Here is a 23,531-nt window from a genome sequence, read left to right as displayed (position 1 = left end):
CCCCGGGCGTGCCGGGGGCTAGGGAAGCGCTGGTCAATGGCAAGGGGCGGCGTCAGCGCCGCCCCAGCACGCACCCGAGCGGCTTCTCCTCGGTCGCCGTGCCTCCGGCACGGCTCCCTCGGCGGCACCACTCGTGCACGCACCGGGACGACGCTGACATCCACCCCCATTGATCAGCACTTCCCTAGGCGTCGCGCCGCACCAGGTAGCGCGGCGCGCCGTCCTCGGCGAGGTCCTCGCCGAGGTAGGTGTGCCCCCGCATCCGGCACCACGCCGGCACGTCGTGGCGCGCGGCGGCGTCGGTGGCCACCACGGCGACGACCGCGCCGACCGCCACGTCACCGACGTGCCGGGCCAGCTCGATGATCGGCCGCGGGCAGAGCATGGCCCGGCAGTCGAGCTCCAGCTCGGCGCCGGTCACAGTCCGCCCACCTCGGCCCGCAGCTCGGCCACGACCTCGGGCAGCACCTCGCACAGGGCCCTCACCTGCGCCTCGTCGGCGTCGCGGGTGAGCGAGAGCCGCACGTTGCCGTGGGTCAGGGCACCCATCGCGGCGAGCACGTGGCTCGGCTCCAGGGTCGAGGCGGTGCACGCCGAGCCGCTCGCGACCTCGAAGCCGCGCCGGTTGAGCGCGTCGACGATCGCCTCGCCGTCGACGTAGAGGAACGAGAACGTCACGAGGTGGGGGAGCCGGTCGTCGGCATCGCCCACGACCTCGGTGTCAGGGATGCGGGCGACCCGCTCGCGCACCAGGTCGACGAGCGCACGCTGGCGAGCCGTCGTCTCGTCGCGCTCGGCGACGACGGCCTGGAGGGCGGCGGCCGCGGCCAGTGCGCCGGCGACGTTCTCGAACCCGCCGACGCGCTCGTCGACGCGGTCGTCGGCCGGGAACGGCGAGCGCCAGCGCGCCCGGCCCGCCCCGGCGCGGACCAGGAGCACGCCGACCCCGGCGGGGCCTCCCCACTTGTGGGCCGAGCCGGCGGCCGTGGTCCAGCCCTCGGGCAGCGGCAGCCGCCCCATGGCCGCGCACGCGTCGACGAAGACCGGCGCGCCGAGCTCGGCCGCCGCCGCGACCGGCTGCACCGTGCCGACCTCGTGGTTGGCCGCCTGCAGCGCGACGACGTCGGCCCCGGCGAGCGCCCCCACCTCGACCCGGCCGAGGCGGTCGACCGGCGCGGAGCGCGCGGTGAGGTCGGGGCGCCAGGCGAGGGCGTGCAGGACCGCGGAGTGCTCCACCGCGCTGTGCGCCACCACCTGCCCCGGGCGCGTCAGGCCCAGCAGGCCGCGGTGCACGGCGTCGGTGCCGGACGAGGTGAACGACACCTCGTCGCGACGCACGCCCAGCGCCTCGGCCGTCGCTTCGCGGGCGTTGTCGAGCAGCAGCCGGGCCGTGCGCGCGGGGCCGTGCAGACGCCTCGGATCGGCGTACCCGTGCTCGAGTGAGGCCAGCAGCACCTCGCGCGCCGCGGGGTGCAGCGGCTCCGACGACGCGGTGTCCAGGTACACGTCCCGAACCTATCCAGAACCTGTCCAGGGAGATGCAGCCTGTCGTGGCAGGGGCCACGGGGGCGGGACCGGGCCCCGAGGGCTCTCTCAGCGTGTTGTTGGTCTAGGCTCAGGGATGTTCTGAGTACTGGTCGAGAGGGGCTGTTCGTGGGTCTGCAACGCAGTGCGCGTTGGGCTGTCCCGCTGGTGGGAGCGGTCCTGCTGCTGAGCGGCTGCTCCGAGGAGGGCAAGCGTCTCGCGATGCCCGACCCGGCGTCGGCGCAAGGCGAGCACACGCTGAACCTGTGGCAGGGCGCCTGGATCGCGGCGCTGGCCACCGGTGTCATCGTGTGGGGTCTGATCTTCTACGCGGTCATCCGCTTCCGTCGCCGCAGCGACGACGAGATCCCGGTGCAGACGCGCTACAACCTGCCGCTGGAGATCTTCTACACCATCGCGCCGGTCGTGATGGTCATCGTGTTCTTCGCCCACACCGTGCGCACGCAGAACGCCGTGCTCGAGGACGACGGCACGCCCGACAACATCATCGAGGTCACCGGCCAGCAGTGGTCGTGGACCTTCAACTACGGGCTCGGCGAGATGGACCCGGCGGCCGACGACGACCGCCAGGACGACGAGTACCCCTACCAGGAGTACGCCTACGAGGGCGGCACCGGCTCCTACATCCCGGAGCTCTGGCTCCCGGTCGACAAGACGACCCGCTTCAACCTGCGCAGCCCCGACGTCATCCACGACTTCGGTGTGCCGTCGTTCCTGCTGAAGATGGACGTCATCCCCGGGCGGGTGAACCACTACGTGATCACCCCGACCCGCACCGGCACGTTCAAGGGCAAGTGCTACGAGCTCTGCGGCGTCTACCACTCGCGCATGCTGTTCACGGTCAAGGTCGTGACGCAGGCGGAGTACGACGAGCACGTCGCCCAGCTGGAGGCCGCCGGCCAGACGTCCGAGAAGCCGCTCATCGGCGGCGACGAGGCGCGCACGGTGGACGGTCTCGACGAGGGTTCTGAATCTGGAGGCACCGAGTGACCGCCACCGCGTCACACCCCAGCACCGTCGTCGCGCCGCGACGTCAGCTGGGACAGCAGCTCGTCCGCGTCATGACGACCACCGATCACAAGCTGATCGGCAAGCTCTACCTCGGCACGTCGTTCGGCTGGTTCATGATCGGCGGCCTGATGGCCATGCTGATCCGCTCCGAGCTGGCCTACCCGGGCCAGCAGGTCGTCAACGACGAGCTCTACAACCAGCTCTTCACCATGCACGGCACGATCATGCTGCTGCTGTTCGCGACGCCGCTGTTCTTCGGCTTCGCCAACGTGATCATGCCGCTGCAGATCGGCGCGCCCGACGTGGCGTTCCCGCGACTGAACATGTTCAGCTACTGGCTGTTCCTGTTCGGCGGCCTCATCGCCGCCTCCGGGTTCCTCACCCCGACCGGCGCGGCCGACTTCGGCTGGTTCGCCTACACCCCGCTCTCCGACGCGGTGCGCTCGCCCGGCGTCGGCGGTGACCTGTGGATCATGGGTCTGTGGATGGCCGGTCTCGGCACCATCCTCGGCGCGGTCAACTTCATCACCACGATCATCTGCATGCGCGCGCCCGGCATGACGATGTTCCGCCTGCCGATGTTCGTGTGGAACACCCTGGTCACCAGCCTGCTGGTGCTCATCGCGTTCCCCGTGCTCGCCGGCGCGCTGCTGATGCTCGAGGCCGACCGCCAGTTCGGGGCCCACGTCTTCGACGCGGTCCACGGTGGCGCCATCTTGTGGCAGCATCTGTTCTGGTTCTTCGGCCACCCCGAGGTCTACATCATCGCGCTGCCGTTCTTCGGCATCGTGACCGAGATCCTCCCGGTCTTCAGCCGCAAGCCGATCTTCGGCTACGTCGGCCTGGTCGGCGCGACCCTCGGCATCGCGATCCTCTCGGTCGCGGTGTGGGCCCACCACATGTTCGTGACCGGCGCCGTCGACCTGCCGTTCTTCTCCGGCATGACGTTCTTGATCGCGGTCCCGACCGGCGTGAAGTTCTTCAACTGGATCGGCACGATGTGGGGCGGCTCGCTCGCCTTCGACAACCCGATGCTGTGGTCGGTCGGCTTCTTGACGACCTTCCTCTTCGGTGGTCTCACCGGCATCATCCTCGCGAGCCCGCCGCTCGACTTCCACGTGTCGGACTCCTACTTCGTGGTGGCGCACTTCCACTACGTCGTCTTCGGCACCGTGGTGTTCGCGATGTTCGCCGGGTTCTACTTCTGGTGGCCCAAGATGACCGGCCGGATGCTCGACGAGCGCCTCGGCAAGGTCCACTTCTGGCTGCTCTTCGTCGGCTTCCACACCACCTTCCTTGTCCAGCACTGGCTGGGTGTCGAGGGCATGCCGCGCCGCTACGCCGACTACCTGCCCGACGACGGCTTCACCGTGCTCAACCAGGTCTCGACCGTGGGTGCGTTCCTCCTCGGTGCCTCGACGCTGCCGTTCCTCTACAACGTGTGGATCTCGCGCAAGGGGCCGCTCGTCGAGGTCGACGACCCGTGGGGCTGGGGCCGCTCGCTGGAGTGGGCCACCTCGTGCCCGCCGCCGCGCCACAACTTCGTGACGCTGCCGCGCATCCGCTCCGAGTCGCCCGCCTTCGACCTCCACCACCCGGAGATCGCAGCGCTCGAGATGGAGCAGAACGCCGCTGCCGCCAACGGGATGTTCGCCGACGCACCCGACATGGAGGGCCGCGAGCAGGTCGTCCAGGAGCGTCTCGACGGTGACACCACCGAGGAGGGTGGTCAGCGATGAAGTCCGAGGCCTGGATCTTCGGGGGCTGCACCATCTTCCTGGTGCTCGTCACCCCGGCGTACTGGCTGGTCACCTCGGCCAGCAACAACGGGGGCGACTGGACCGGCACCTCTGCGCTGGTCATGACGACGCTGCTGACCCTCATGGTCACCATCTACCTCGGCTTCCACGCCAAGAAGATGGACCCGCGACCCGAGGACCGCAAGGACGCCGAGATCGCGGACGGGGCCGGCGAGCTCGGCTTCTTCCCGCCGTACTCCTGGTGGCCGCTGTGGACCGCCTCCACGCTGGGCGTCATCGTCTTCGGCGTGGCGATGGCCGCGTGGTGGCTCTTCATCATCGGGGCCGTCCTCGGCGCGGTCGCGCTGTGCGGCTTCATCTACGAGTACTACCGCGGCGAGCACGCTCACTGACACGAGCCGGTGTCGCTCCACGGCACCCTCCGCACTTCGCACGGCCCCGGAGGCAACTCCGGGGCCGTGTCGTGCGTCGTAGGGACGTGTGTGCTTTCCGCTCGTCGTCGGCTGGCGACGTACCATCGAAGCGTCGTGGCCGCTCGGCCGTGACCCCCCTTGACCTCTCGGAGTCGTGCATGTCCCAGCGCCGCCCTGCGCACCGCCTGCGTGGTCTCGTGGCCCTCTCCGCCCTGCTGCTCGGTGCCTCCGTGCTCACGGCGTGTGACAACGGTCCCGACATCGCCGGGGGCGGGTCCGCTCAGGAGACGGCGGGGCTGTCGTCGGGCTCGGAGTCCAGCAACGGTGCGTCGTCGGGCGACGACACCACCGATGGCCCCAACGCGGACGTCGACGTCAACGTCGAGCGCAACGCCACGGACGTGCCGGTCGACACCGAGCTGACCGTGACGGCGAAGGACGGCACTCTGCAGGCGGTCTCCGTGTCCGGCTCCGGCGACGTCGGCACGCTCGACGGCGAGCTGGCGGGCGACGGCAGCGGCTGGAAGGCCGGCGACCTCCTGGAGCCCGGCACGACGTACACCGTGCGCTCCAGCCTCGAGGACCCGGACGGCGAGACCGTGACCCGCCGTCAGAAGTTCACGACCCAGGCCCTCAGCCTCGACGAGCAGACCTACCCGTCGGTGGCCCCGCTGCCGGGTGAGACGGTCGGGGTCGGCATGCCCGTCATCGTCACCTTCGACCTGCCTGTCACCGACAAGGCGGCCTTCGAGAAGCGCATGCACGTCACCTCCTCGCCCCAGCAGATCGGCTCCTGGCGCTGGATCAGCGACACCGAGGCGCACTACCGACCCAAGACGTACTGGCAGGCCGGGACGACCGTCGACGTCGACGTCGACGTCAACGGCGTGGACGCCGGCGACGGCGTCTACGGCCAGGAGAGCCGCGACGTCAGCTTCGAGGTCGGGGACGCCAACATCTACGAGGTCAACATGAAGACCGACCAGATGAAGGTGACGTCCAACGGCCAGCTGCTGCGCACCATCCCGATCACGACGGGGGAGCAGCCGAAGTTCACGACCCGCTCGGGGGTCAAGGTCATCATCGAGAAGTTCGAGTCCAAGGACATGAACTCCGAGACCGTCGGGATCACCGGCGCCGACGCCTACAACATCGCCGGCGTGAAGTGGGCGATGCGGCTGACCTACTCCGGCGAGTTCATCCACGCCGCGCCGTGGAGCGTCGCCTCGCAGGGTCACGCCAACGTCTCCCACGGGTGCACGGGGATGAGCACCGAGGACGCCGACTGGCTCTACCACATGACCAAGCGCGGTGATGTCGTCGACTACACCGGCACCGACCGGTCGATCGAGCCCGGCAACGGCTACGACGACTGGAACGTCTCCTGGCGTGACTACAAGGCCGGCTCGGCTCTCTGACCCCGGCCTGATCCACGCGAGCGCCGCTTCCCTCCGGGGGCGGCGCTCGCGTCGTCTCCCGCTCTCAGCGCATCGTGCTGCGGAAGATCTCCAGCAGTCGCAGCGCCGAGCCGGACTGCGGGTCCTCGGTCGACTCCCGCAGGAAGCCGTTGACGCCGTCGACGTCGATGCCGGCGGCCTGGTCGTAGCGGCCGAAGCCCATCGACCAGTCCGGGAAGGCCCGCTCCGCGACCTCCTCACGGTGCAGCACGATGACGCCGTGGTGGCGGCCGTCGGCGGCGATCGTGTCGTACATCGTGTCCACCGAGTCCTCGGGGCCCTCGAGGGTCTGGATGACGTTGCCCTCGCTGTAGAGCAGCATCCCGGTGAGGTCGTGGCTGGCGTTGACCGGCCGCCAGCTGCGGAGCAGCTCGAGGAGGTGCTCGCTGGTGAGCGACGGGTCGGCGGTGCTGACGTAGGTCAGTGAGATCACGGGGGTGCTCCTGGGGCCGAGGTGGGCCGGGTCCCGGAGTCGGGAGCGGCCTGTTCCCTCTTCTATCGGCACCAGCAGGTCGTTCCTGATGACCCGCAGGGGTGAAATGACCAGAGGCCCGCTCCCCGTGGGGGAGCGGGCCTCTCGATGCTGCGGTCGCGGCTCAGTCGTCCGCGCGGAGCCGGTCGTCCTCGACGGAGTGGTGACCGTCGAACTGGTGACCGTCGGCCGCGTGGCCCTCGGCGCCCGCCTGGAGCTCGTGCTCGTGCTCGGCGTGGTGGTGTGCCGCCTCGAGCTCCTCGCGGGTCGGCTTCTGCACGTTGTCGGCGTACATCGCCAGACGCAGTCGCTGCCGCACGCCCTCGAGCTTGCCGGCGATGCCGGTCTTCGGCTCGACGCCGTTGCCGTCGGGACCGGACGGACCGGCCTCGAGCTCCGCGATCACGTCGGGGTCGCGGTCCTGGGCCGCGAGGACGTAGGCACGGTCGGGGGAGAGGGGCAGGTGACGCTCGGAGTAGCCACCCTCCGGCGAGCGCATGATGATGCCCGTCTCGTAGCCGTGGAGCAGGTCCTCCTGGTCCTTGCGCTGCAGCGAGATGCACCAGCGCTTGGTGATGATGAACGCGATCACCGGCCCGACGAACACGGCCACCCGCATGAAATAGGTGATCTGGTTGATCGAGAGGTGCAGCTTGATGGCGATGATGTCGTTGCCGCCGGCCGCCCAGAACAGGCCGTACATCGTCATCAGGGCGACCATGAACGCCGTGCGCGTCGGAGCGTTGCGCGGGCGCTGCAGGATGTGGTGGTCGCGCTTGTCGCCGGTGATCCAGGCCTCGATGAAGGGCAGGACCATGAGCACCAGGAACATCACGATCGGCAGCACGAGGATCGGGAGCATGACGTTCCACGAGATCGTGTGACCGAAGATGTGGGTCTCGATGCCGGGCATGATGCGCAGCGCGCCGTCGGGCCAGCCCATGTACCAGTCGGGCTGGGAGCCGGCGGTCACCTTCGACGGGTCGTAGGGGCCGTAGAGCCACACGCCGTTGATGGTGAACAGACCACCCATGAGGGCGCAGACGCCGAAGACGATGAAGAAGAACCCACCGGCCTTGGCGGCGTAGACGGGCAGCATCGGGAAGCCGACGACGTTCTGCTCGGTGCGGCCGGGGCCGGCCCACTGGGTGTGCTTGTGGTAGACGAGCAGCAGCATGTGGGCCGTGATCAGGGCCAGCAGCAGACCCGGGATCAGCAGGATGTGCACGACGTAGAGGCGCGGGATGATGTGCGTGCCCGGGAACTCGCCGCCGAAGAGGAAGAACGACATGTAGGAGCCGATGACCGGCGAGGCCTTCATGAAGCCGTCTGCGGCGCGGATGCCGGTGCCGGAGAGCAGGTCGTCGGGCAGCGAGTAGCCGGTGAAGCCCTCGAGCGTGCCGAGGATCAGCAGCAGGCAGCCGATGACCCAGTTCATCTCACGCGGCTTGCGGTGCGCACCGGTGAAGAACACCCGGAGCAGGTGGATCATCATCGAGGCGATGAACAGCATCGCCGCCCAGTGGTGCATCTGCCGCATGAGCAGACCACCGCGGACGTCGAAGCTCAGGTGCAGCGCCGAGGCGTAGGCACCCGACATCTCGATGCCGCGCAACTGGGCGTAGCTGCCCTCGTAGTGGACCTCGGCCATCGTCGGGTCGTACCAGAGCGTGAGGAACACGCCCGAGAGCAGCAGGACCACGAAGCTCCACAGGGCGATCTCGCCCAGCATGAAGGACCAGTGGTCGGGGAAGACCTTGCGCAGGTTCTTCTTGGCGAGGCTCGCGAGGCCGAGCCGCTCGTCGGCCCAGTTGGCGGCCGCGCCGACCCGGTTGGGCTTGTCTGCGAGGGCCGCGCTGGAGTTCGAGGTGGCGACCTTGCTGGTGTCGATGCTCATGACGCCTTCAATCACTCAGTCGTGCTGGCCTGGGAGTCGCGCTCCCAGAAGCTGGGACCGACCGGCTCGCGGAAGTCGCTCTGGGCTACGAGGTACCCCTCGGAGTCGACCGCCAGCGGCAGCTGCGGGAGAGGACGGGCGGCCGGACCGAAGACGACCTTCGCTGCGTCGGCCAGGTCGAACGTCGACTGGTGGCACGGGCAGAGCAGGTGGTGGGTCTTGCGCTCGTTCAGGGAGATCGGGCACCCGACGTGGGTGCAGATCTTGGAGTAGCACAGGATCCCGTCGATGGCCCAGTTCTCACGGCCAGGGGCGGGCTTGTTCTCGTCGGGGTCCATCCGGATCAGGACGACCGCGGCCTTCGACTTGGCGATCAGCAGCGACTCGCCCTCGAGGATGGGCTCGCCCTCCTCGTCGACGGCGAAGACGAGCTCGGGCTCGGCGTTGAAGAGGTCGCCGATCTCCATGTCACCGGGACGGATCGGGGTGCCGACCACGTCGCGCACGACGCGCATGCCCTTCTCCCACACCGTCTTCTCGAGACCGGCGCCGGGGTAGTCGGCATCTTCGGCCACCTGGTTGGGCGTCGGGCCGAGGTCGCGCAGGAGCACCACGGCCGGGGCCAGAAGCACGGTGACCGCGCCGAGCAGCGAGTTGCGGACCAGGGGGCGGCGGGCGATGCCGGACTCCTCGAGACCGTCGTTGAGCGCCTTGAGGGTGACCTCGCGGTCCTCGTCGGAGGAGCGCGCCGGGTGGCGCATCTCGACCATCTCGTGGTCCGACATGAGCTTGCGGGCCCACTGGATGAGCCCGACGCCGATCAGCAGCAGGGCGAGGCCCAGCGTGCCGCCGAGGGCGACGTTGGAGGCACCGAGGTTGCCGATCTGGCTGACCTGCGCCTCAGGGCTGCCGCCGATGCTGAACACGAAGTACGACACGACGAACAGGACCGCGCACACGGCGGCGAGACCGAAGATGCCCGCCACCTGACGCTCGGCGCGACGCTCGGCCTTGGGGTCGACGTCGGTGGGGCGCCAGGTGTGCTCGGGGAGCCCAGGGTTGCGGATGGGCTCGTCCGCGGCCTGCATCTCGCCCTCGTGCCCGGCGTACTTCTCGGGGAGGTCGTCGGACGAACCGTGCGGGTCGGAACCGTGCTGGTCGCTCATGCGGCCGCTCCCTTCTTCTTGTTCGAGCGGGCGGTGTGGGCCGCGATCCAGGTCGCGATGGCGACCAGGGCGCCGACACCGATCACCCAGGCGAGCAGGCCCTCGCCGACGGGGCCGAGGCTGCCGAAGGTGAAGCCGCCGTAAGCGGGCTGCTCACGCAGCGAGTAGAGGTAGGCGATGACGTCGCGCTTCTCCTCGGGCGAGAGGTTGCCGTTGGAGAAGCTGTCCATCTGGCCCGGGCCGGTGAGCAGCGCCTCGTAGATGTGCTTGGCCGAGGTGTCGCTCAGGTTGGGGGCGTAGCCGCCGCGCGGCATCGCGCCGCCCTTGCCGGCGTAGTTGTGGCACGCGGTGCAGTTGGTGAGGAAGATCTGGCCACCGCGGGCGATGGCCTCCTCGCGCTCGTCGGAGGACAGGCCGGCGAGGCTGTAGTCGCTCGGGTCCGGCACGGCCGGGCCCGGGGCCAGGCTCGCGACGTACGCCGCGAGCGCGTCGATCTCGCCCTGGTCGTAGGAGATCGGCTTGGTGGGGTTCTGCGCACCGGGCTGGGCCATCGGCATGCGGCCGGTGCCGACCTGGAAGTCGACCGCGGCGGCGCCGACGCCGGCCAGGGTGGGGCCGAGCCAGTTGCCGTTGACGGTCGAGACGCCCTCGCCGTTCTGGCCGTGGCAGAAGGCGCAGCCGACGAGGAAGAGCTCGCGGCCCTCGGCGACGAGCTCCTCGTTGTCGGAGGCGGTGCTGGCCGTGGCAGGAGCGAACGCGGAGTACAGACCGCCGGTGAGCAGGAGCCCGAGCAGGAGGAGCACGAGCCCAGCGAGCGGGCGGCGGCGGTGGCGGGAGAGCCGACCGACGGAGCGGTTCAGGAAGCGCACTGAGGTCCTCGCGGTTGTCACTGGATGAGGTAGATGGTGGCGAACAGACCGATCCACACCACGTCGACGAAGTGCCAGTAGTACGACACGACGATGGCGGAGACCGCCTGTTCGTGGGTGAACCGCCTGGCCACGTAGGTGCGACCCAGCACGAGCAGGAAGGCGAGCAGCCCGCCCGTGACGTGGATGCCGTGGAAACCGGTGGTGAGGTAGAACATCGAGCCGTAGGCCGAGCTCGACAGGGTGACACCCTCCTGGACCAGGGTGGTGTACTCCGTGACCTGGCCGGCGATGAAGATCGCGCCCATCACGTAAGTCAGGAAGAACCACTCGCGCAGGCCCCAGGCCTTGAACGCGAGCAGGGAGCCGGCCCGGCCGACGCGACCGCGCTCGGCGGCGAAGACACCCATCTGGCAGGTCAGCGACGAGGCGACCAGGATCGTGGTGTTCACCGCGGCGAAGGGGACGTCGAGCACCTCGGTGCTCTGCGTCCACAGGTCGGTGCTGACGGAGCGGATCGTGAAGTAGGCGGCGAACAGCGCCGCGAAGAACATCAGCTCACTGGAGAGCCAGATGATGGTCCCGACGGAGACCATGCTCGGACGGTCATGGTGTCCGTGCAGGCGCGAGGCCGGGACAGTCGTTGCAGTCGCCACTTCTTCATTATGTCTCGGGGTCCTCTCAGGTGCGACCTCGGGGCGGTGTGTGCCGCGACCTACCATCGGGGGGTGCCGCCCTTCGACCTCAGCAGCCTCGTGACGGGGTGGCAGCTGGCACCCCTCCCGCTGGTCGTGACGGTCTGGGCGGCGGGCCTCTACCTGCTCGGCGTGCAGTCGCTGCGCCGGCGCGGGGACCGGTGGCCCGTGGGCCGCACGGTGGCCTTCGTCGGCGTCGGGATGGGCTCGTTCTTCTACGCCACCAGCTCCGGGCTGGCGGCGTACGACACCACCCTGGTCAGCGTCCACATGGTCCAGCACATGGTGCTGTCGATGCTCGTGCCGCTCGCCCTCGCGCTGGGCGCGCCCGTCACGCTGGCCCTGCGGACCCTGCCGGCCACGCCCCGGCGCTGGCTGCTGGCCGTGCTCCACTCGCGGTTCGCGCGGGTCCTGACCTTCGCGCCGCTGGTCTTCGCGCTCTACGTCATCTCGCCGTGGGCGCTCTACTTCACGGGGTGGTACGACGCCACGCTCGCCAGCCCGTGGCTGCACGAGCTCATGCACGTGCACCTCGTCACCGTCGGCGCCCTGTTCTTCTGGCCGCTCGTGGGCATCGACCCGGTGCCCGGGCGGGTCGGCTACCCGGCGCGGATGCTGATGGTGGTGCTGACGCTGCCCTTCCACGCCTTCCTCGGCGTCACGATCATGGGTCAGGACACCCTGATCGGGGCCGAGCACTACCTCGCGCTGCGCCGCGACCCGGCGTACTCCTGGTTGCCGGACGCGATGGCCGACCAGCACCTGGCCGGCGGCATCCTGTGGGGCTCGGGCGACCTGGTGGCGCTGGCCTTCTTCGGCGTGCTGTTCGCGCAGTGGGTCCGCGCCTCGATGAAGGAGGCGAAGCGCGAGGACCGCCGCCTCGACCTCGTCGAGGCCCGGGAGCGGGCCGGGCGCTGAGCGCGGCCCTGCCCGGGTAGGCTCGCGGCCGTGGCCGACAAGAACCTGCGGGTGCTCGTCTACTCCGACGACGTCAACACCCGCCAGCAGGTCATCCTCGCCCTGGGGCGCCGGATCCATCCCGACCTGCCCGAGCTGGAGTACGTCGAGGTCGCGACCGAGCCGGTCGTGATCTCCAACATGGACGCCGGCACCGTGGACCTCGCGATCCTCGACGGCGAGGCGGTGCCCGCCGGCGGCATGGGGATCGCCAAGCAGCTCAAGGACGAGATCTACCGGTGCCCGCCGCTGCTGGTGCTCACCGGACGGCCGCAGGACGCCTGGCTCGCGACGTGGTCGCGGGCCGACGCGGCGGTGCCGCACCCGATCGACCCGATCCAGCTCGCCGAGACCGTGCTGGGTCTGCTGCGCCCGCGCGTGCCCTCGACCACCTCCTGACCGTGTCGACTGCTGCGTCGACGGCTGCGTCGACCCCGGCACCGACCTGGGCCGAGGTGCTCGGGTCGCTCGTCTCCGGCGCCGACCTCAGCCAGGCCCAGGCCTCCTGGGCGATGGGGGAGATCCTCTCCGGCGAGGCCACCCCGGCCCAGATCGCCGGGTTCGCCGTCGCGCTGCGCGCCAAGGGCGAGACCGTCGAGGAGGTGTCCGGCCTGGTCGCGGCGATGCACGCGGCCGCGACGCCGATCTCGGTGCCCGGGCGGCTGCTCGACGTCGTCGGCACCGGGGGCGACCGCTCCATGAGCGTCAACATCTCCACGATGTCGGCCATCGTGGCCGCGGGCGCCGGGGCCCGGGTGGTCAAGCACGGCAACCGGTCGGCCTCCTCGCAGTCGGGCTCAGCCGACGTGCTGGAGCGGCTCGGCGTCCGCCTCGACCTCCCGGCCGACCGTGTCGCGGCGATCGCGGACGAGGCCGGCATCACCTTCCTGTTCGCGGCCGCCTTCAACCCGGCGATGCGCCACACCGCGGTGCCGCGGCGCGAGCTCGGCATCGGTACGACGTTCAACTTCCTCGGGCCCCTCGCCAACCCGGCACGGCCGGCGGCCAACGCGATCGGCGTGGCCGACCCGCGCATGGCTCCCGTCCTCGCCGGCGTCCTGGCGGCCCGCGGTGCCGACGCCTGGGTGTTCACCGGCGACGACGGACTGGACGAGCTGACCACCACCACGACCTCGACGCTCCACGTCGTCCACGACGGGCAGGTCAGCACCGCGACCGTGGACCCGCGGGCCCACGGCATCGCGCCGGCCACACCCGACGACCTGCGCGGCGGCGGACCCGACCACAACGCCGACGTCGTACGCCGCCTGCTCGCCGGCGAGTCCGGTCCCGTGCGGGACGCCGTACTGCTGAACGCCGGGGCCGCGCTCGCGGTCTACGACTCCCCGGGCGAGCCCGTCGACGACTCCCTCGCCGCGGGCATCGCCCGTGCCGCCGAGTCCGTCGACTCCGGGGCCGCCGCGGCTGCCCTCGAGCGCTGGGTCGCGGCCAGCTCGGCCTGAGGACAGCCCGGCGCGACCGCGCAGGTGCCCGACGGGCCCGTTCGCGGTGCCCGACCACCCGACCGGGCCACGTAGCCGTGACCGATCGGAGGAGAGCGGGTGCGAACACGCCGAGAGGGAGCATCCCCCGCCTAGCGTTCTGGGTCGTGAGCTCCACCAGACGACGGGTCATCCTGTTCGGAATCGCCCTGGCCGTCGTCCAGTCCGTGTGGATCCTCGCTGTGCCGCCGTTCCGGGCCAGCGACGAGTTCGACCACGTCTACCGCGCTGCGGGTGTCGCGAGCGGGCAGTGGCTGCTCGACCAGCCCGCCGTAGACGGTCGAGGCCTCTACGTCGACATCCCCGCTGACATAGTCAGGGCCGCGTCAGCCCAGTGCGAGAGCCTCGACTACCCGGGTCCGGACAACTGCCGACCGGCTCAGGTGACGCCCGAGGGCCGGTGGCGGGTCGCTACGGCGGCGGGGCCGTACAACCCGGTCTTCTACGCGGTCGTCGGCACAGCTGCGCGACCGTTCGCGGGCGACGCTGCCCTCTACGTCATGCGCGGTGTCGGAGCCGCGCTGTGCCTGGTAGTCGTCCTGGCCGCACTGGCGGTGGCCCTGTCGCAGCGGCCGGGCCGCTGGGAACGGCTGGGTCTCCTCGTGGCGCTGACGCCGGTGGTGACCTTCTCGACCGCGATCCCGGCGCCCAACGGCCTCGAGATGGCCGCTGGGCTGCTGACCTGGTGTTCCCTCCTCGCCGTGGCGCGCGAGCGACGGCCGGACCTGGTCGGCTGGTACCTCGCCGCCGGTGCCGCCGGTGTCGCTCTGCTCGGCTCCGTGCGCATGCTGGGGCCGCTGTGGCTGGCCCTCATCTGTCTCGTCGTGCTGGTGGTCGGCGGGACCGGGCCCTGGCGCCGTCTGTGGGGCCGGCACCGCGGCGGGCTGGTGCTGGCCGCCGGCGCCGGGACCGCAGGCGTGATGTGGGGGGCGGTCTGGGTCGTCGTGTCTCGGTGGTACGCCGTGGAGGAGACAGGAGCCGGCCGGCCCGCGGACCTGGCCGTCCTCCTGCTGCGACAGTCCTTCACCTGGGTGATGCAGCTGACTGCCGCCTTCCCGTTCCGTGACGTCCCGGCTCCGCTGGCGGTGTACCCGACCGTCATGGTCCTCGTCGTGACAGCAGTCCTCGTCGCCGTCCGGCGAGGCTCGCCGCGGGAGCGCTGCGCGATCGTCGTCGCCGTTCTGCTGGCGGTCATCGTGCCCGTGGCGCTCACCGTGGTGACCGTCGACCGACAGGGTGTCGTCTGGCAGGGTCGTTACCTCTCGGCGTTCGTCGTGGGGATCGTCCCGCTGTGCGGCCACGTGCTCGACCGCACTCGCTGGGCGCCCTGGGAAGGCGGTCGACTGTCGCTGATCGCCGCGGTCATGGTCGCCGGGGTCTACAGCGCGTGCATCCACCGTGTCGTCGCGAGCGAAGAGCTCCGGGGTCGCGTCGACCCCGAGCTCGACTGGGCACATCTGCCGCCGGTCGTGTTGTCGGTGGCGGCCGCCGCGGCGATCGTCGGCTGCGCAGCAGCGCTGCTGTGGAGCGGGCCCGGTCGACGTCAGTGGACTGCGCCCGACAGGCCGGCCCGTGACGAGCGGGACTCTGCCGGGACGCGCACTGCTGTCTGAGACCAGCTCATTCCAGACCGATGGAGAACGCCGCCTCGAGGTCGTGCTGGGAGTAGGCGCGGAAGGCGATGTGGGTCTCGGTCGAGGTGACGCCGGGGACCTTGTTGAGCCGGTCGGCGACGACGGCCGCGACGTCCTCGTGGGCCCGGACGCGGACCAGGGCGATGAGGTCGATCTGCCCGGTCACGGAGTAGACCTCGCTGATGCCGTCGAGGGCGGCGATCGCCTCGGCGACCTCGGGGATGCGGGCCACGTCGGCCTTGACGAAGACGATGGCGGTGATCACGGCCCGAACCTACCGCGCCGTCTCAGCGGGCGGGCTGCGCGACGGGGCTGAGGGAACGACGCTCGGCGAAGGGCACGAGGCTCGTGCGGGACGTCGCCACGGCGTCGTGGACGGCGAGGTGGCGGGTGGCCCCGGCGACGGGACAGCTCCACTCGCCCTCCACCTCGACGAGGCGCACCCCGGGTGACTCGAGCCAGCGCAGGACCTTCTCGGACTCCTCGGCGGAGGCGACGGGCACGGGCCCGGGGCCGGGGGCCGTGACGGTCTCGGCGGACAGGCGGAGCTCAGCGACGTACTGGTGGGCGTCGGCGCCGGGCGGGATCACCCCGGCGGCGACGAGGCGGCCGTGGCGCACGACGTGCACCTCCCAGCGGCCGCGGGAGTCGTCGTCGCGGCGGGCGGCGACGATCTCGGCGCACCCGGCCAGTGCGGTGAGCCGCTGGGTGCGCGCCGCGGCTCGGACGAACGCCGCCAGCCGGTCGCGGTGCACCCCCGCCTCCTCGAACCGCTCCGACTCGGCCAGCTGCGTCATCCGCACGTTGATGGCGTCGACGACCTCGTCGGGTCGGCGCAGCAGGGTGTCGCGCAGCAGCCGGACCACCGAGCCGTACGTCGTCGCGTCGACGCTGCCGTCGCAGGGGGCCAGGCAGCGGCCGAGTTCGGCGAGCACGCACGGCGCGCGCGACGGCACCCGGCCGAACCGGTCGCTGCACTGGCGGACCGGGAAGGTGTCGTGCAGGGCGGCCAGCGACTTCTCGGCGGCCTTGCGCGAGCCGAAGGGGCCGAGGTAGTCGGCGTCGTCGTCGAGGACCTTCGTCACCATCGACAGCCGGGGCCACGGCTCGCGGGTCAGCTTGAGGAAGTGCATCTTCTCCGGGAACCGCGAGCGCCGGTTGTAGCGCGGCTTGTGCTGGGCGATGAGGCGCAGCTCGCGCACCTGGGCCTCCAGGGCGGTGCTGCACTCGATGGCCTCGACCCGGCTCGCGATGCCGACCATCTCGCCCATCCGCGAACGGGTCTCGGAGGCGGTGAAGTAGGTGCGCACGCGGGTGCGCAGGTCGCGCGAGGTGCCGACGTAGAGCACCCGGTCGTCGTCGTCACGGAAGAGGTAGACGCCCGGAGCGTGGGGGAGGTCCTCGGCGAGATGGCGCTTGCGGCGCTGGGCGGTCGTGACGCGGCCCGAGAAGGTCTGCAGCTCCTCGAGGGTGTGCACGCCGAGCCCGCCGAGCCGCTCCATCAGCCCGTGGAGCACGTCGACCGTGGCGCGGGCGTCCGACAGTGCGCGGTGGTTGGGCGTGGTCTGCGAGCGGAAGACCCGGGCGAGCGAGGAGAGCTTGCAGTTGGGTGCGTCGTCGCGGGTGATCACGCGGCGGGCGAGCCGGGCGGTGTCGAGGACCTCGAAGCGCGGCCAGGGCTGGCCCTGCAGCTCGGTGAAGTGGCGCAGGAACCCGACGTCGAACGGCGCGTTGTGGGCGACGAGGACCGTGCCGGCCGCGAACTCGAGGAACGCCGGCAGGGCGGACTCGACGGGGGGCGCGTCGGCCACCATCGTGTTGCTGATGCCGGTGAGCACGGCGATGAACGGCGGGATCGCCGTGTGCGGGTTGACGAGCGTCTGGAACTCCCCGAGCACCTCGCCACCGCGCACCTTGACCGCACCGATCTCGGTGATCATCGACCCGATCTCGGGTGAGCCACCGGTCGTCTCGAGGTCGACGACGGTGAAGGTGATGTCGCGCAGCGGGCGGCCCAGCTCGTCGAAGCTGCGCTGGGACTCCCACCGGGTGCCCTGCGCTGGTCCGCTCTCCTGGGTCGTGCTCACGGTCGAGGACGCTAGGCGCCGGCACCGACAACCGTCGGCACCACGCCCGGAGGGCGTCGCCCGGGCCCGCTTGAGTAGTCTCGCGAGAGTGCCCGTGACCCACCGTGAACCACCGCCGCTGCAGCCCGGGACCCTGCGGGTCACGCCGTTGGGCGGTGTGGGGGAGATCGGTCGCAACATGACCGTCCTCGAGCACCGCGGCCGGCTGCTCATCATCGACTGCGGCGTGCTCTTCCCGGAGGAGCACCAGCCGGGCGTCGATCTCGTGCTCCCCGACTTCAGCACCCTGCGCGAGCGGTGGGACGACGTGGAGGCGGTGATCCTCACCCACGGGCACGAGGACCACATCGGCGGCATCCCCTACCTCATCGAGGCGGGGCTGAAGGCCCCGATCGTCGGCTCCCGGTTCACCCTCGGCCTGCTGCAGGCCAAGCTGGCCGAGCGTCGCCTGGAGGCCACGCTGGTGGAGGTCGCCAGCGGCGAGACGGCCGAGCTGGGGCCCTTCACCTCCGAGTTCGTCGCGGTCAACCACTCCATCCCCGACGCTCTCGCCGTCTGCGTGCTGACCTCGGCCGGCACGCTGTTCCACACCGGCGACTTCAAGGCCGACCTCACCCCGCTCGACAACCGGCTGACCGACATGGCGTCGTTCTACGAGATCGGCGAGCGCGGCCTCGACCTGCTGCTGAGCGACTCGACGAACGCCGACGTGTCCGGTTTCGTCGCCACCGAGCGCGACATCGGGCCGGTGCTGGAGCGGGTCGTCGGTGATGCCGCGGGCCGGGTCTTCGTCGTCTGCACCTCGAGCCACGTCCACCGCATCCAGCAGGTCCTGAACGCCGCGAAGCAGAGCGGTCGCCAGGTCGCGATCGTGGGTCGCTCGATGGTCCGCAACACCAAGATCGCCGACGACCTCGGCTACCTGCAGGTCCCGCCGGGTCTGCTGCTCTCGGTGGACGACCTCGACAAGCTGCCCTCCAACCGGATGCTCGTGCTCTGCACGGGCTCCCAGGGCGAGCCCGCCGCCGCCCTGGCCCGGATGGCGCGCGGCGACCACCGCGACTTCGCGCTGACCGAGGGGGACACCGTCGTCTTCGCCAGCTCGCTCATCCCGGGCAACGAGAGCGCGGTCTACCGCCTCATCGACCGCCTCGCCTACGACGGCGTCGACGTGGTCACCCGCCAGCAGGCCCCGATCCACGTCAGCGGTCACGCCGCCGCGGGCGAGCTCACCGCCGTCCTGACCGCGCTGCGCCCGCGCAACTTCATGCCGGTGCACGGCGAGGGCCGTCACCTGCGCGCGCACGCCAAGTTGGCCATGCGGACCGGCGTCCCGTCCGACCGGATCATCATCGCCCGTGACGGCGACGTCGTCGACCTGACCGACGGCAAGGCCTCGGTCGTCGGACAGGTCTCCGCGGGCTTCACCTACGTCGACGGCGTCGGCGTGGGCGACGTGGGCGAGGAGAGCCTGCGCGACCGGCTGATCCTCGGCGAGGAAGGGTTCATCTCCGCCGTCGTGGTCGTCGACGCCCGTTCCGGCACCGTGGTGTCCGGCCCCGAGATCTCGGCTCGCGGCTTCGCCGACGAGGACACCCTGCTCGACGACATCCGCCAGCGGGTCGCCGACGACCTCGCGGGTGCGAAGTCCTCGGGGTCGTCGGCGCCGGTCGACCCCGACGAGCTGCGTCGCATCATCCGACGGTCCATCGGCTCACGGGTCAACCGCGTGCACCGGCGCCGCCCGATGATCCTGGTCTACGTCGTCGAGACCTGAGCCGGTCGTGGACCTCCCCGAGGCGGTGCGCACCCGGCTGGTCAGCCTGGTCGCGGGCTGCCTGGACGAGGTCGGCTCGCTGCCGCCCAGCCTGAAGCGCGTCGCCGGGTTCGCGCCGGCCCGCCGGGCGCGGCTCGGCGCCAGCGCGATCGTCGCGGAGCTGACGGGCTCCGCAGAGCTGCGCGAGCGCGTGCTCACGCACGTGCGACCCCTCGCCTCCGACGAGCCCGTCGACGCCGCCGCGGTGGCGTGGCTCGCCGAGGACCGCGAAGGCCTCGACGCCGCTCTCGCGCGCCTCGAGACGCGCGCGGAGCGCCCGGCGCGTGACGACGCGGTCGTCCGGCGTCTGCGCGAACGCGTCGACGAGGCCGAGCGCGCCCTGCGCGAGCAGCGCCGTGCCCACCGCGAGACCGTGGAGGCGCTCAAGGCCGAGCTCGCGACCGTACGACGCACGCTGGGCGAGACCAGGGCGCGCGACCGCGACGCACGGGCGGAGACTGCCGCACAGGTCACCGCCGCCCAGGAGCGTGCGGCTCGGGCCGAGCGGGAGGCCCGACAGGCGCGCGCCGAGGTCGCCCGCCTCGAGGAGCAGGTCGGGGAGCAGCGCCGCTCGGCGCGCAGCGAGCGCGACGACGTCACCGTGCGGACCCGCCTCCTCCTCGACACGCTCGCCGACGCCGCGGCGGGCCTGCGTCGCGAGCTGGCCCTCCCGCCCACCTCCGGGACGCCGGGGGAGCGGGTGGAGGGTGCCTTCGCGCCGGCCGAGGAGACCACGGTGGCCGGGCCGCCCCCGGCCGACGACCCGGCTCGGCTGGCGACGTACCTCGCCCTGCCCCGGGCTCGCCTCGTCGTGGACGGCTACAACGTCACGAAGTCGGTGTGGCCGACCCAGAGCCTCGAGGCGCAGCGCTCGCGTCTGCTGACCCTGCTCGGTGCCCTCGTCGCGCGGACCGGGGCGGAGACCACGGTCGTCTTCGACGGGGCCGGGGCGGAGGCCCGCGGCGCCACGGTGGCACCGCGGGGCGTGCGCGTGGTGTTCAGCCCGGCCGGGGTCATCGCCGACGACGTGATCCGCGACCTCGTCGACGCCGAGCCGTCCGGCCGCGTCGTCGTGGTCGTCACCGACGACCGAGCCCTCGGTGCGGACGTGCGGCGGGCGGGTGCGCGGCTCGCCACGGCCCGCTCGCTGGCTCACTGAGGTCGTCGCTGCTCCGCTCCGAGCGTCCGCGCAGGCGCTCCGGACCGCTCGGTGGGCCCGTTGTCGGTGGTCGGTGCCACGGTTCTGACCATGACGACGACGATCGACTGCGACTCCTGCGTGGTGCGTGGCCTGGCGTGCCACGACTGCGTGGTCACCGTGCTCCTGGGCCCTCCGCCCGAGCTGACCATCGACGACGACGAGCGCCGCGCGCTCGACGTCCTCGCCGCGGGCGGCCTCGTGCCGCCGCTGCGACTCGTGGAGCCGGTCTCGGGCCCGGTCGTCGAGTCCGCCTGACCCGTCGGCGTGCCACGGGCGTGGTGCTGATGTGGTCGATGTGACCAGTGGGATGCACGAGGCGGTTCGTCCGCGCTCGGGAGGTGAAAACCGCTGGACACGGTGGACTGGGTTTGGACCTCTCGACGGGCGAGCGGTTACGGTGCTGGTCCTGGCGCTCGTGGAAGTGGCCCGCCCGGGCCGCGCGAGCGCCGCGTCGAGTCCGGGGCCGTCCGCGGTCCTGGAGCCGGGGAACCACGTTCCACCTGGGGTGAATCCCCCGCGAGGCGCCGATGGCGAGGAGCTGGGGTAGGGCATGTCGTGTCCGAACCCGTCAGCTCACCCGGTAGGCGTACGACAACCAAGGAGACCCCGCCTCGTGGTCCACGCACGGTCGCGCACGGCTTCAGCCCTGTCCGGGCTGGCCCTGGCCGCCACTGTCGGCATCGTGGGGTTCCTCCCCTCGAGCCCTGCCCAGGCCGAGCCGGACGTCGACGACGTCCAGGCCCGCGTCGACAAGCTCTTCCACGAGGCCGAGCAGGCCTCCGAGCGGCTCAACGACGCCAAGATCGAGCTCGCGGACCTCCACGAGGACCTCACCTCGCTGCAGGCCGACCAGGCCCGCCAGGACAACCGCCTCGACGCGGCCCGAGAGGACCTGCAGGAGTCGATCGTCAACCAGTACGAGGGCCAGCACCTCTCCGCGCTGAGCAGCGTGGCCGTGTCGGGCGACCCCGACGCCTTCGTCTCCGGCCTGTCGACGATGTCGGCCTACAACGACCTGCAGGCGCAGCTCTTCCACAGCTTCAGCACCGAGGCGAAGGCGCTCGACCTGCGCGCTGACGCCACCGAGGAGCGCGCGGCCGAGGTCGAGAAGACTCAGGAGCAGCTGTCCGCGGAGAAGAAGACCATCGAGTCCAAGCTGGCCGAGGCCAAGTCGCTGCTCGCCGACCTCAAGGCCAAGGAGCGCGAGGCGCTGCTCAGCCGTGGCTCGGCCCGCATGCCGTCCGGGGTGGACGCCTCGGGTCGCGCCGGTGCGGCGATCGCCTACGCCATGGCCCAGGTCGGCGACGCCTACGTCTACGGCGCCGCGGGACCCAACGCCTACGACTGCTCCGGCCTCACGATGATGGCCTGGGCGCAGGCCGGGGTGGCGCTGCCGCACTCCTCGTCGGCGCAGTACGCCGGTGGCCGCAAGGTCGCGGCCTCCGACCTCCAGCCCGGTGACCTCGTCTTCTACTACTCGCCGATCAGCCACGTCGCGATGTACATCGGCAACGGGATGATCGTCGAGGCCGCCAACCCGGGCGCCGGGGTCCGGGTCTCCGACCTCTACTCCATGCCCTACGTCGGCGCCGTCCGGCCCGGCTGAGTCCCGCTTCCCACCGCCGTCGAGGGACGATCGGTCGGTGCAGGCACGCCGCGCCCGACCCGTCGCCCTCGCGGTGGTGGTGCTGCTCGTCGCCGCTGTCGCCACGTGGCTCGCGTTCCGGCCGGACGCCTACGTCGCTCCGTCGCGGAGCGAGCCCGGAGCGCGGTCTGCCGGTGGGGTGGACGCTGCGGCCGCGTCGGCGACCCTGGGGACGCTCGCCGAGGCCCTCGCCGCCGGTGACGCGGACGCCGCCCGAGCCGCCGCTCCCAGAGGGGACGCCGCCGCTGGTGCGTTGCTCGCCGCGGTCGCGACCAACGCGGCGACCCTCGACGTGGTGGACCTGACCGCCCGCTACGTCGACGAGGTGAGCCCCGCGGACGCGAGCGGGCGTTGGCAGGCTGCGGTCGAGTTGGGTTGGCGCTTCGACGGCTTCGACCGCGAGACCGTGCGCGAGGAGGTGCAGGTCGGCTTCGCCTCCGACGGCGCTGACGTGAGGGTCACCGGCTTCGGCGGTGGCGACGGTCGCACCCCGGTGTGGCTGACCGGTCCGGTCGAGGTGCGGCGTTCGTCCCAGGCGCTCGTGCTCGTCGCAGGCACCGACCGCGGCGACGAGGCCGACACGATCGGCGTGCGGGCCCGTCGCGCCGTCGGCGTCGTCGAGCGGGTGCTGCCGCAGTGGACGGGCGGCCTCGTGGTCGAGGTGCCGGCCGACGAGGCCGGGGTCGACGCGGCGCTGGGGGCCTCGCCCGGCTCCTACGCCCAGATCGCGGCCGTCTCGGCCTCGGTCGACGGAGCGGTCACCCCAGGCACTCCGGTCCACGTCTTCGTCAACCCCGAGGTCTACGACGCGCTCGACCCGGTGGGTGCCCAGGTCGTGATGAGCCACGAGGCCACCCACGTGGCCACCAACGCCCCCCTGACCGCGGGGGTGCCGCTCTGGCTGCTCGAGGGCTTCGCCGACTACGTCGCGCTCCGTGACGTCGACCTGCCGCTCTCGACGACGGCGGCCCAGGTGATCGCCCAGGTCCGCAGCGACGGCGTCCCGGCCCAGCTCCCGAGCGCCGCGGAGTTCGACCAGACGGCCACCCACCTCGGTGCGGCGTACGAGAGCGCCTGGCTGGTGTGCCGGGTCGTCGCCGCCGAGGCGGGCGAGGACGCGCTGGTGGGCCTCTACGAGCAGGTCTCGGGCGGCGCCGCGCTCGCCGACGCGCTGCGGGCAACCACCGGACTGACCGAGGCTCAGCTCACGACCCGCTGGCAGGCGGAGCTGCGGCGGCTGGCTGCCGGGTGATCGTGTCCTGACCCGCGCTGTCGCTGTCAATGGTTGAGGAAGGACGAAGTCCTGTCTCGAAACCAAGATCGATGCTGTCGGGTGGTTTCGAGACGGTCGCTAGCTGTGATGTCCAGCCAGGTTGGTCAACCGGGTGATGGGTGGGACCTTGC

Annotated in this window: 22 protein-coding genes and 1 riboswitch; of the genes, 13 read left to right on the top strand and 9 right to left on the bottom strand. The window is 71.4% G+C overall.

The genetic code is table 11. The features are described from left to right. Nucleotides 1-184: 184 nt before the first annotated feature. Entirely contained in the window at nt 185-421 is a 237-nt protein-coding gene (locus tag GRQ65_RS21620; protein ID WP_160880096.1) for a sulfurtransferase TusA family protein, read from the bottom strand. Continuing rightward, entirely contained in the window at nt 418-1,506 is a 1,089-nt protein-coding gene (locus GRQ65_RS21615) for an aminotransferase class V-fold PLP-dependent enzyme (RefSeq protein ID WP_160880095.1), read from the bottom strand. Before GRQ65_RS21615 ends, GRQ65_RS21620 begins: the two co-directional genes overlap by 4 nt. A 186-nt stretch (nt 1,507-1,692) precedes the next feature. On the opposite strand from GRQ65_RS21615, the gene ctaC reads away from it, so the two are divergent. The 4 genes from ctaC to GRQ65_RS21595 all read left to right on the top strand — a co-directional run bounded on the left by ctaC (nt 1,693) and on the right by GRQ65_RS21595 (nt 6,147). After that, entirely contained in the window at nt 1,693-2,535 is an 843-nt protein-coding gene (gene ctaC / locus GRQ65_RS21610; protein ID WP_337191942.1) for an aa3-type cytochrome oxidase subunit II, read from the top strand. Next, a complete protein-coding gene (ctaD, locus tag GRQ65_RS21605) occupies nt 2,532-4,295 on the top strand; it encodes an aa3-type cytochrome oxidase subunit I (RefSeq protein ID WP_160880094.1) in 1,764 nt (587 codons plus the stop codon). The genes ctaC and ctaD overlap by 4 nt, the downstream gene beginning before the upstream one ends. After that, a complete protein-coding gene (locus tag GRQ65_RS21600; RefSeq protein ID WP_160880093.1) occupies nt 4,292-4,708 on the top strand; it encodes a cytochrome c oxidase subunit 4 in 417 nt (138 codons plus the stop codon). Before ctaD ends, GRQ65_RS21600 begins: the two co-directional genes overlap by 4 nt. A gap of 179 nt (nt 4,709-4,887) precedes the next feature. Continuing rightward, nucleotides 4,888-6,147, top strand: a complete 1,260-nt coding sequence (locus GRQ65_RS21595; RefSeq protein WP_160880092.1) for a L,D-transpeptidase — start codon at nt 4,888-4,890, stop codon at nt 6,145-6,147. Between the two features lie 64 nt (nt 6,148-6,211). Here the strand turns inward: GRQ65_RS21595 and GRQ65_RS21590 are convergent, their stop codons facing one another. From GRQ65_RS21590 to ctaE, 5 genes are all read right to left on the bottom strand, one after another. Beyond that, the gene (locus GRQ65_RS21590) at nt 6,212-6,619 is read right to left on the bottom strand and encodes a BLUF domain-containing protein (protein WP_160880091.1); all 408 of its coding nucleotides are present in this window, start codon (nt 6,617-6,619) and stop codon (nt 6,212-6,214) included. A gap of 163 nt (nt 6,620-6,782) precedes the next feature. After that, complete coding sequence (gene qcrB / locus GRQ65_RS21585; RefSeq protein ID WP_160880090.1) at nt 6,783-8,555, bottom strand: cytochrome bc1 complex cytochrome b subunit; 1,773 nt, start codon at nt 8,553-8,555, stop codon at nt 6,783-6,785. 11 nt (nt 8,556-8,566) lie between these two features. Then, nucleotides 8,567-9,721 (bottom strand): cytochrome bc1 complex Rieske iron-sulfur subunit, encoded by a 1,155-nt coding sequence (qcrA, locus tag GRQ65_RS21580; RefSeq protein ID WP_160880089.1) that lies wholly within the window; start codon nt 9,719-9,721, stop codon nt 8,567-8,569. Next, a complete protein-coding gene (gene qcrC / locus GRQ65_RS21575) occupies nt 9,718-10,590 on the bottom strand; it encodes a cytochrome bc1 complex diheme cytochrome c subunit (RefSeq protein WP_160880088.1) in 873 nt (290 codons plus the stop codon). Before qcrC ends, qcrA begins: the two co-directional genes overlap by 4 nt. Nucleotides 10,591-10,607: 17 nt before the next feature. Then, on the bottom strand, nt 10,608-11,246 hold the full coding sequence (ctaE, locus tag GRQ65_RS21570; protein ID WP_439331874.1) for an aa3-type cytochrome oxidase subunit III: 639 nt from the start codon (nt 11,244-11,246) through the stop codon (nt 10,608-10,610). A gap of 72 nt (nt 11,247-11,318) precedes the next feature. Here ctaE and GRQ65_RS21565 point away from each other — a divergent pair, with 72 nt between their 5' ends. From GRQ65_RS21565 to GRQ65_RS21555, 4 genes are all read left to right on the top strand, one after another. Next, nucleotides 11,319-12,203 carry a cytochrome c oxidase assembly protein gene (locus GRQ65_RS21565; protein WP_337191941.1) on the top strand — a complete coding sequence of 295 codons (885 nt, stop codon included), beginning with the start codon at nt 11,319-11,321 and terminating at the stop codon, nt 12,201-12,203. 30 nt (nt 12,204-12,233) lie between these two features. After that, nucleotides 12,234-12,641 (top strand): Rv3143 family two-component system response regulator, encoded by a 408-nt coding sequence (locus GRQ65_RS22280; RefSeq protein ID WP_337191940.1) that lies wholly within the window; start codon nt 12,234-12,236, stop codon nt 12,639-12,641. Between the two features lie 2 nt (nt 12,642-12,643). Then, on the top strand, nt 12,644-13,705 hold the full coding sequence (gene trpD, locus GRQ65_RS21560) for an anthranilate phosphoribosyltransferase (RefSeq protein ID WP_337191939.1): 1,062 nt from the start codon (nt 12,644-12,646) through the stop codon (nt 13,703-13,705). Between the two features lie 146 nt (nt 13,706-13,851). Next, complete coding sequence (locus GRQ65_RS21555; protein ID WP_160880084.1) at nt 13,852-15,357, top strand: DUF2142 domain-containing protein; 1,506 nt, start codon at nt 13,852-13,854, stop codon at nt 15,355-15,357. A gap of 7 nt (nt 15,358-15,364) precedes the next feature. On the opposite strand, the gene GRQ65_RS21550 is transcribed toward GRQ65_RS21555, so the two are convergent. Next, entirely contained in the window at nt 15,365-15,643 is a 279-nt protein-coding gene (locus GRQ65_RS21550; RefSeq protein WP_160880083.1) for an Lrp/AsnC ligand binding domain-containing protein, read from the bottom strand. 22 nt (nt 15,644-15,665) lie between these two features. Then, nucleotides 15,666-17,465: a DEDD exonuclease domain-containing protein gene (locus tag GRQ65_RS21545; RefSeq protein WP_160880082.1), complete on the bottom strand. Its 1,800-nt coding sequence runs from the start codon at nt 17,463-17,465 to the stop codon at nt 15,666-15,668. Nucleotides 17,466-17,553: 88 nt separating this feature from the next. Here GRQ65_RS21545 and GRQ65_RS21540 point away from each other — a divergent pair, with 88 nt between their 5' ends. The 5 genes from GRQ65_RS21540 (at nt 17,554) to GRQ65_RS21520 (ending at nt 23,379) form a co-directional block, all read left to right on the top strand. Continuing rightward, nucleotides 17,554-19,242: a ribonuclease J gene (locus GRQ65_RS21540; protein ID WP_337191938.1), complete on the top strand. Its 1,689-nt coding sequence runs from the start codon at nt 17,554-17,556 to the stop codon at nt 19,240-19,242. A 7-nt stretch (nt 19,243-19,249) separates the two neighbouring features. Further along, entirely contained in the window at nt 19,250-20,440 is a 1,191-nt protein-coding gene (locus GRQ65_RS24245; RefSeq protein ID WP_160880080.1) for an NYN domain-containing protein, read from the top strand. Between the two features lie 90 nt (nt 20,441-20,530). Beyond that, nucleotides 20,531-20,737, top strand: a complete 207-nt coding sequence (locus tag GRQ65_RS21530) for a hypothetical protein (RefSeq protein WP_160880079.1) — start codon at nt 20,531-20,533, stop codon at nt 20,735-20,737. Nucleotides 20,738-20,933: 196 nt separating this feature from the next. Beyond that, nucleotides 20,934-21,084: riboswitch (cyclic di-AMP (ydaO/yuaA leader) on the top strand. Nucleotides 21,085-21,164: 80 nt separating this feature from the next. Beyond that, complete coding sequence (locus GRQ65_RS21525; protein WP_337191937.1) at nt 21,165-22,088, top strand: C40 family peptidase; 924 nt, start codon at nt 21,165-21,167, stop codon at nt 22,086-22,088. Nucleotides 22,089-22,125: 37 nt separating this feature from the next. Beyond that, nucleotides 22,126-23,379: a hypothetical protein gene (locus GRQ65_RS21520; RefSeq protein ID WP_160880077.1), complete on the top strand. Its 1,254-nt coding sequence runs from the start codon at nt 22,126-22,128 to the stop codon at nt 23,377-23,379. Nucleotides 23,380-23,531 lie beyond the last annotated feature (152 nt).

This window comes from Nocardioides flavescens (genome assembly GCF_009823805.1).
Taxonomy (GTDB): domain Bacteria; phylum Actinomycetota; class Actinomycetes; order Propionibacteriales; family Nocardioidaceae; genus Nocardioides; species Nocardioides flavescens.
This window is presented reverse-complemented; position numbering and strand designations above follow the sequence as displayed.

Bases quoted from the DNA above. Each gene is read 5' to 3' on its own strand.
- qcrA (WP_160880089.1), bottom strand. From the start codon at position 9,721: ATGAGCGACCAGCACGGTTCCGACCCGCACGGTTCGTCCGACGACCTC.
- qcrB (WP_160880090.1), bottom strand. From the start codon at position 8,555: ATGAGCATCGACACCAGCAAGGTCGCCACCTCGAACTCCAGCGCGGCC.
- GRQ65_RS21600 (WP_160880093.1), top strand. From the start codon at position 4,292: ATGAAGTCCGAGGCCTGGATCTTCGGGGGCTGCACCATCTTCCTGGTG.
- GRQ65_RS21530 (WP_160880079.1), top strand. From the start codon at position 20,531: ATGACGACGACGATCGACTGCGACTCCTGCGTGGTGCGTGGCCTGGCG.
- GRQ65_RS21595 (WP_160880092.1), top strand. From the start codon at position 4,888: ATGTCCCAGCGCCGCCCTGCGCACCGCCTGCGTGGTCTCGTGGCCCTC.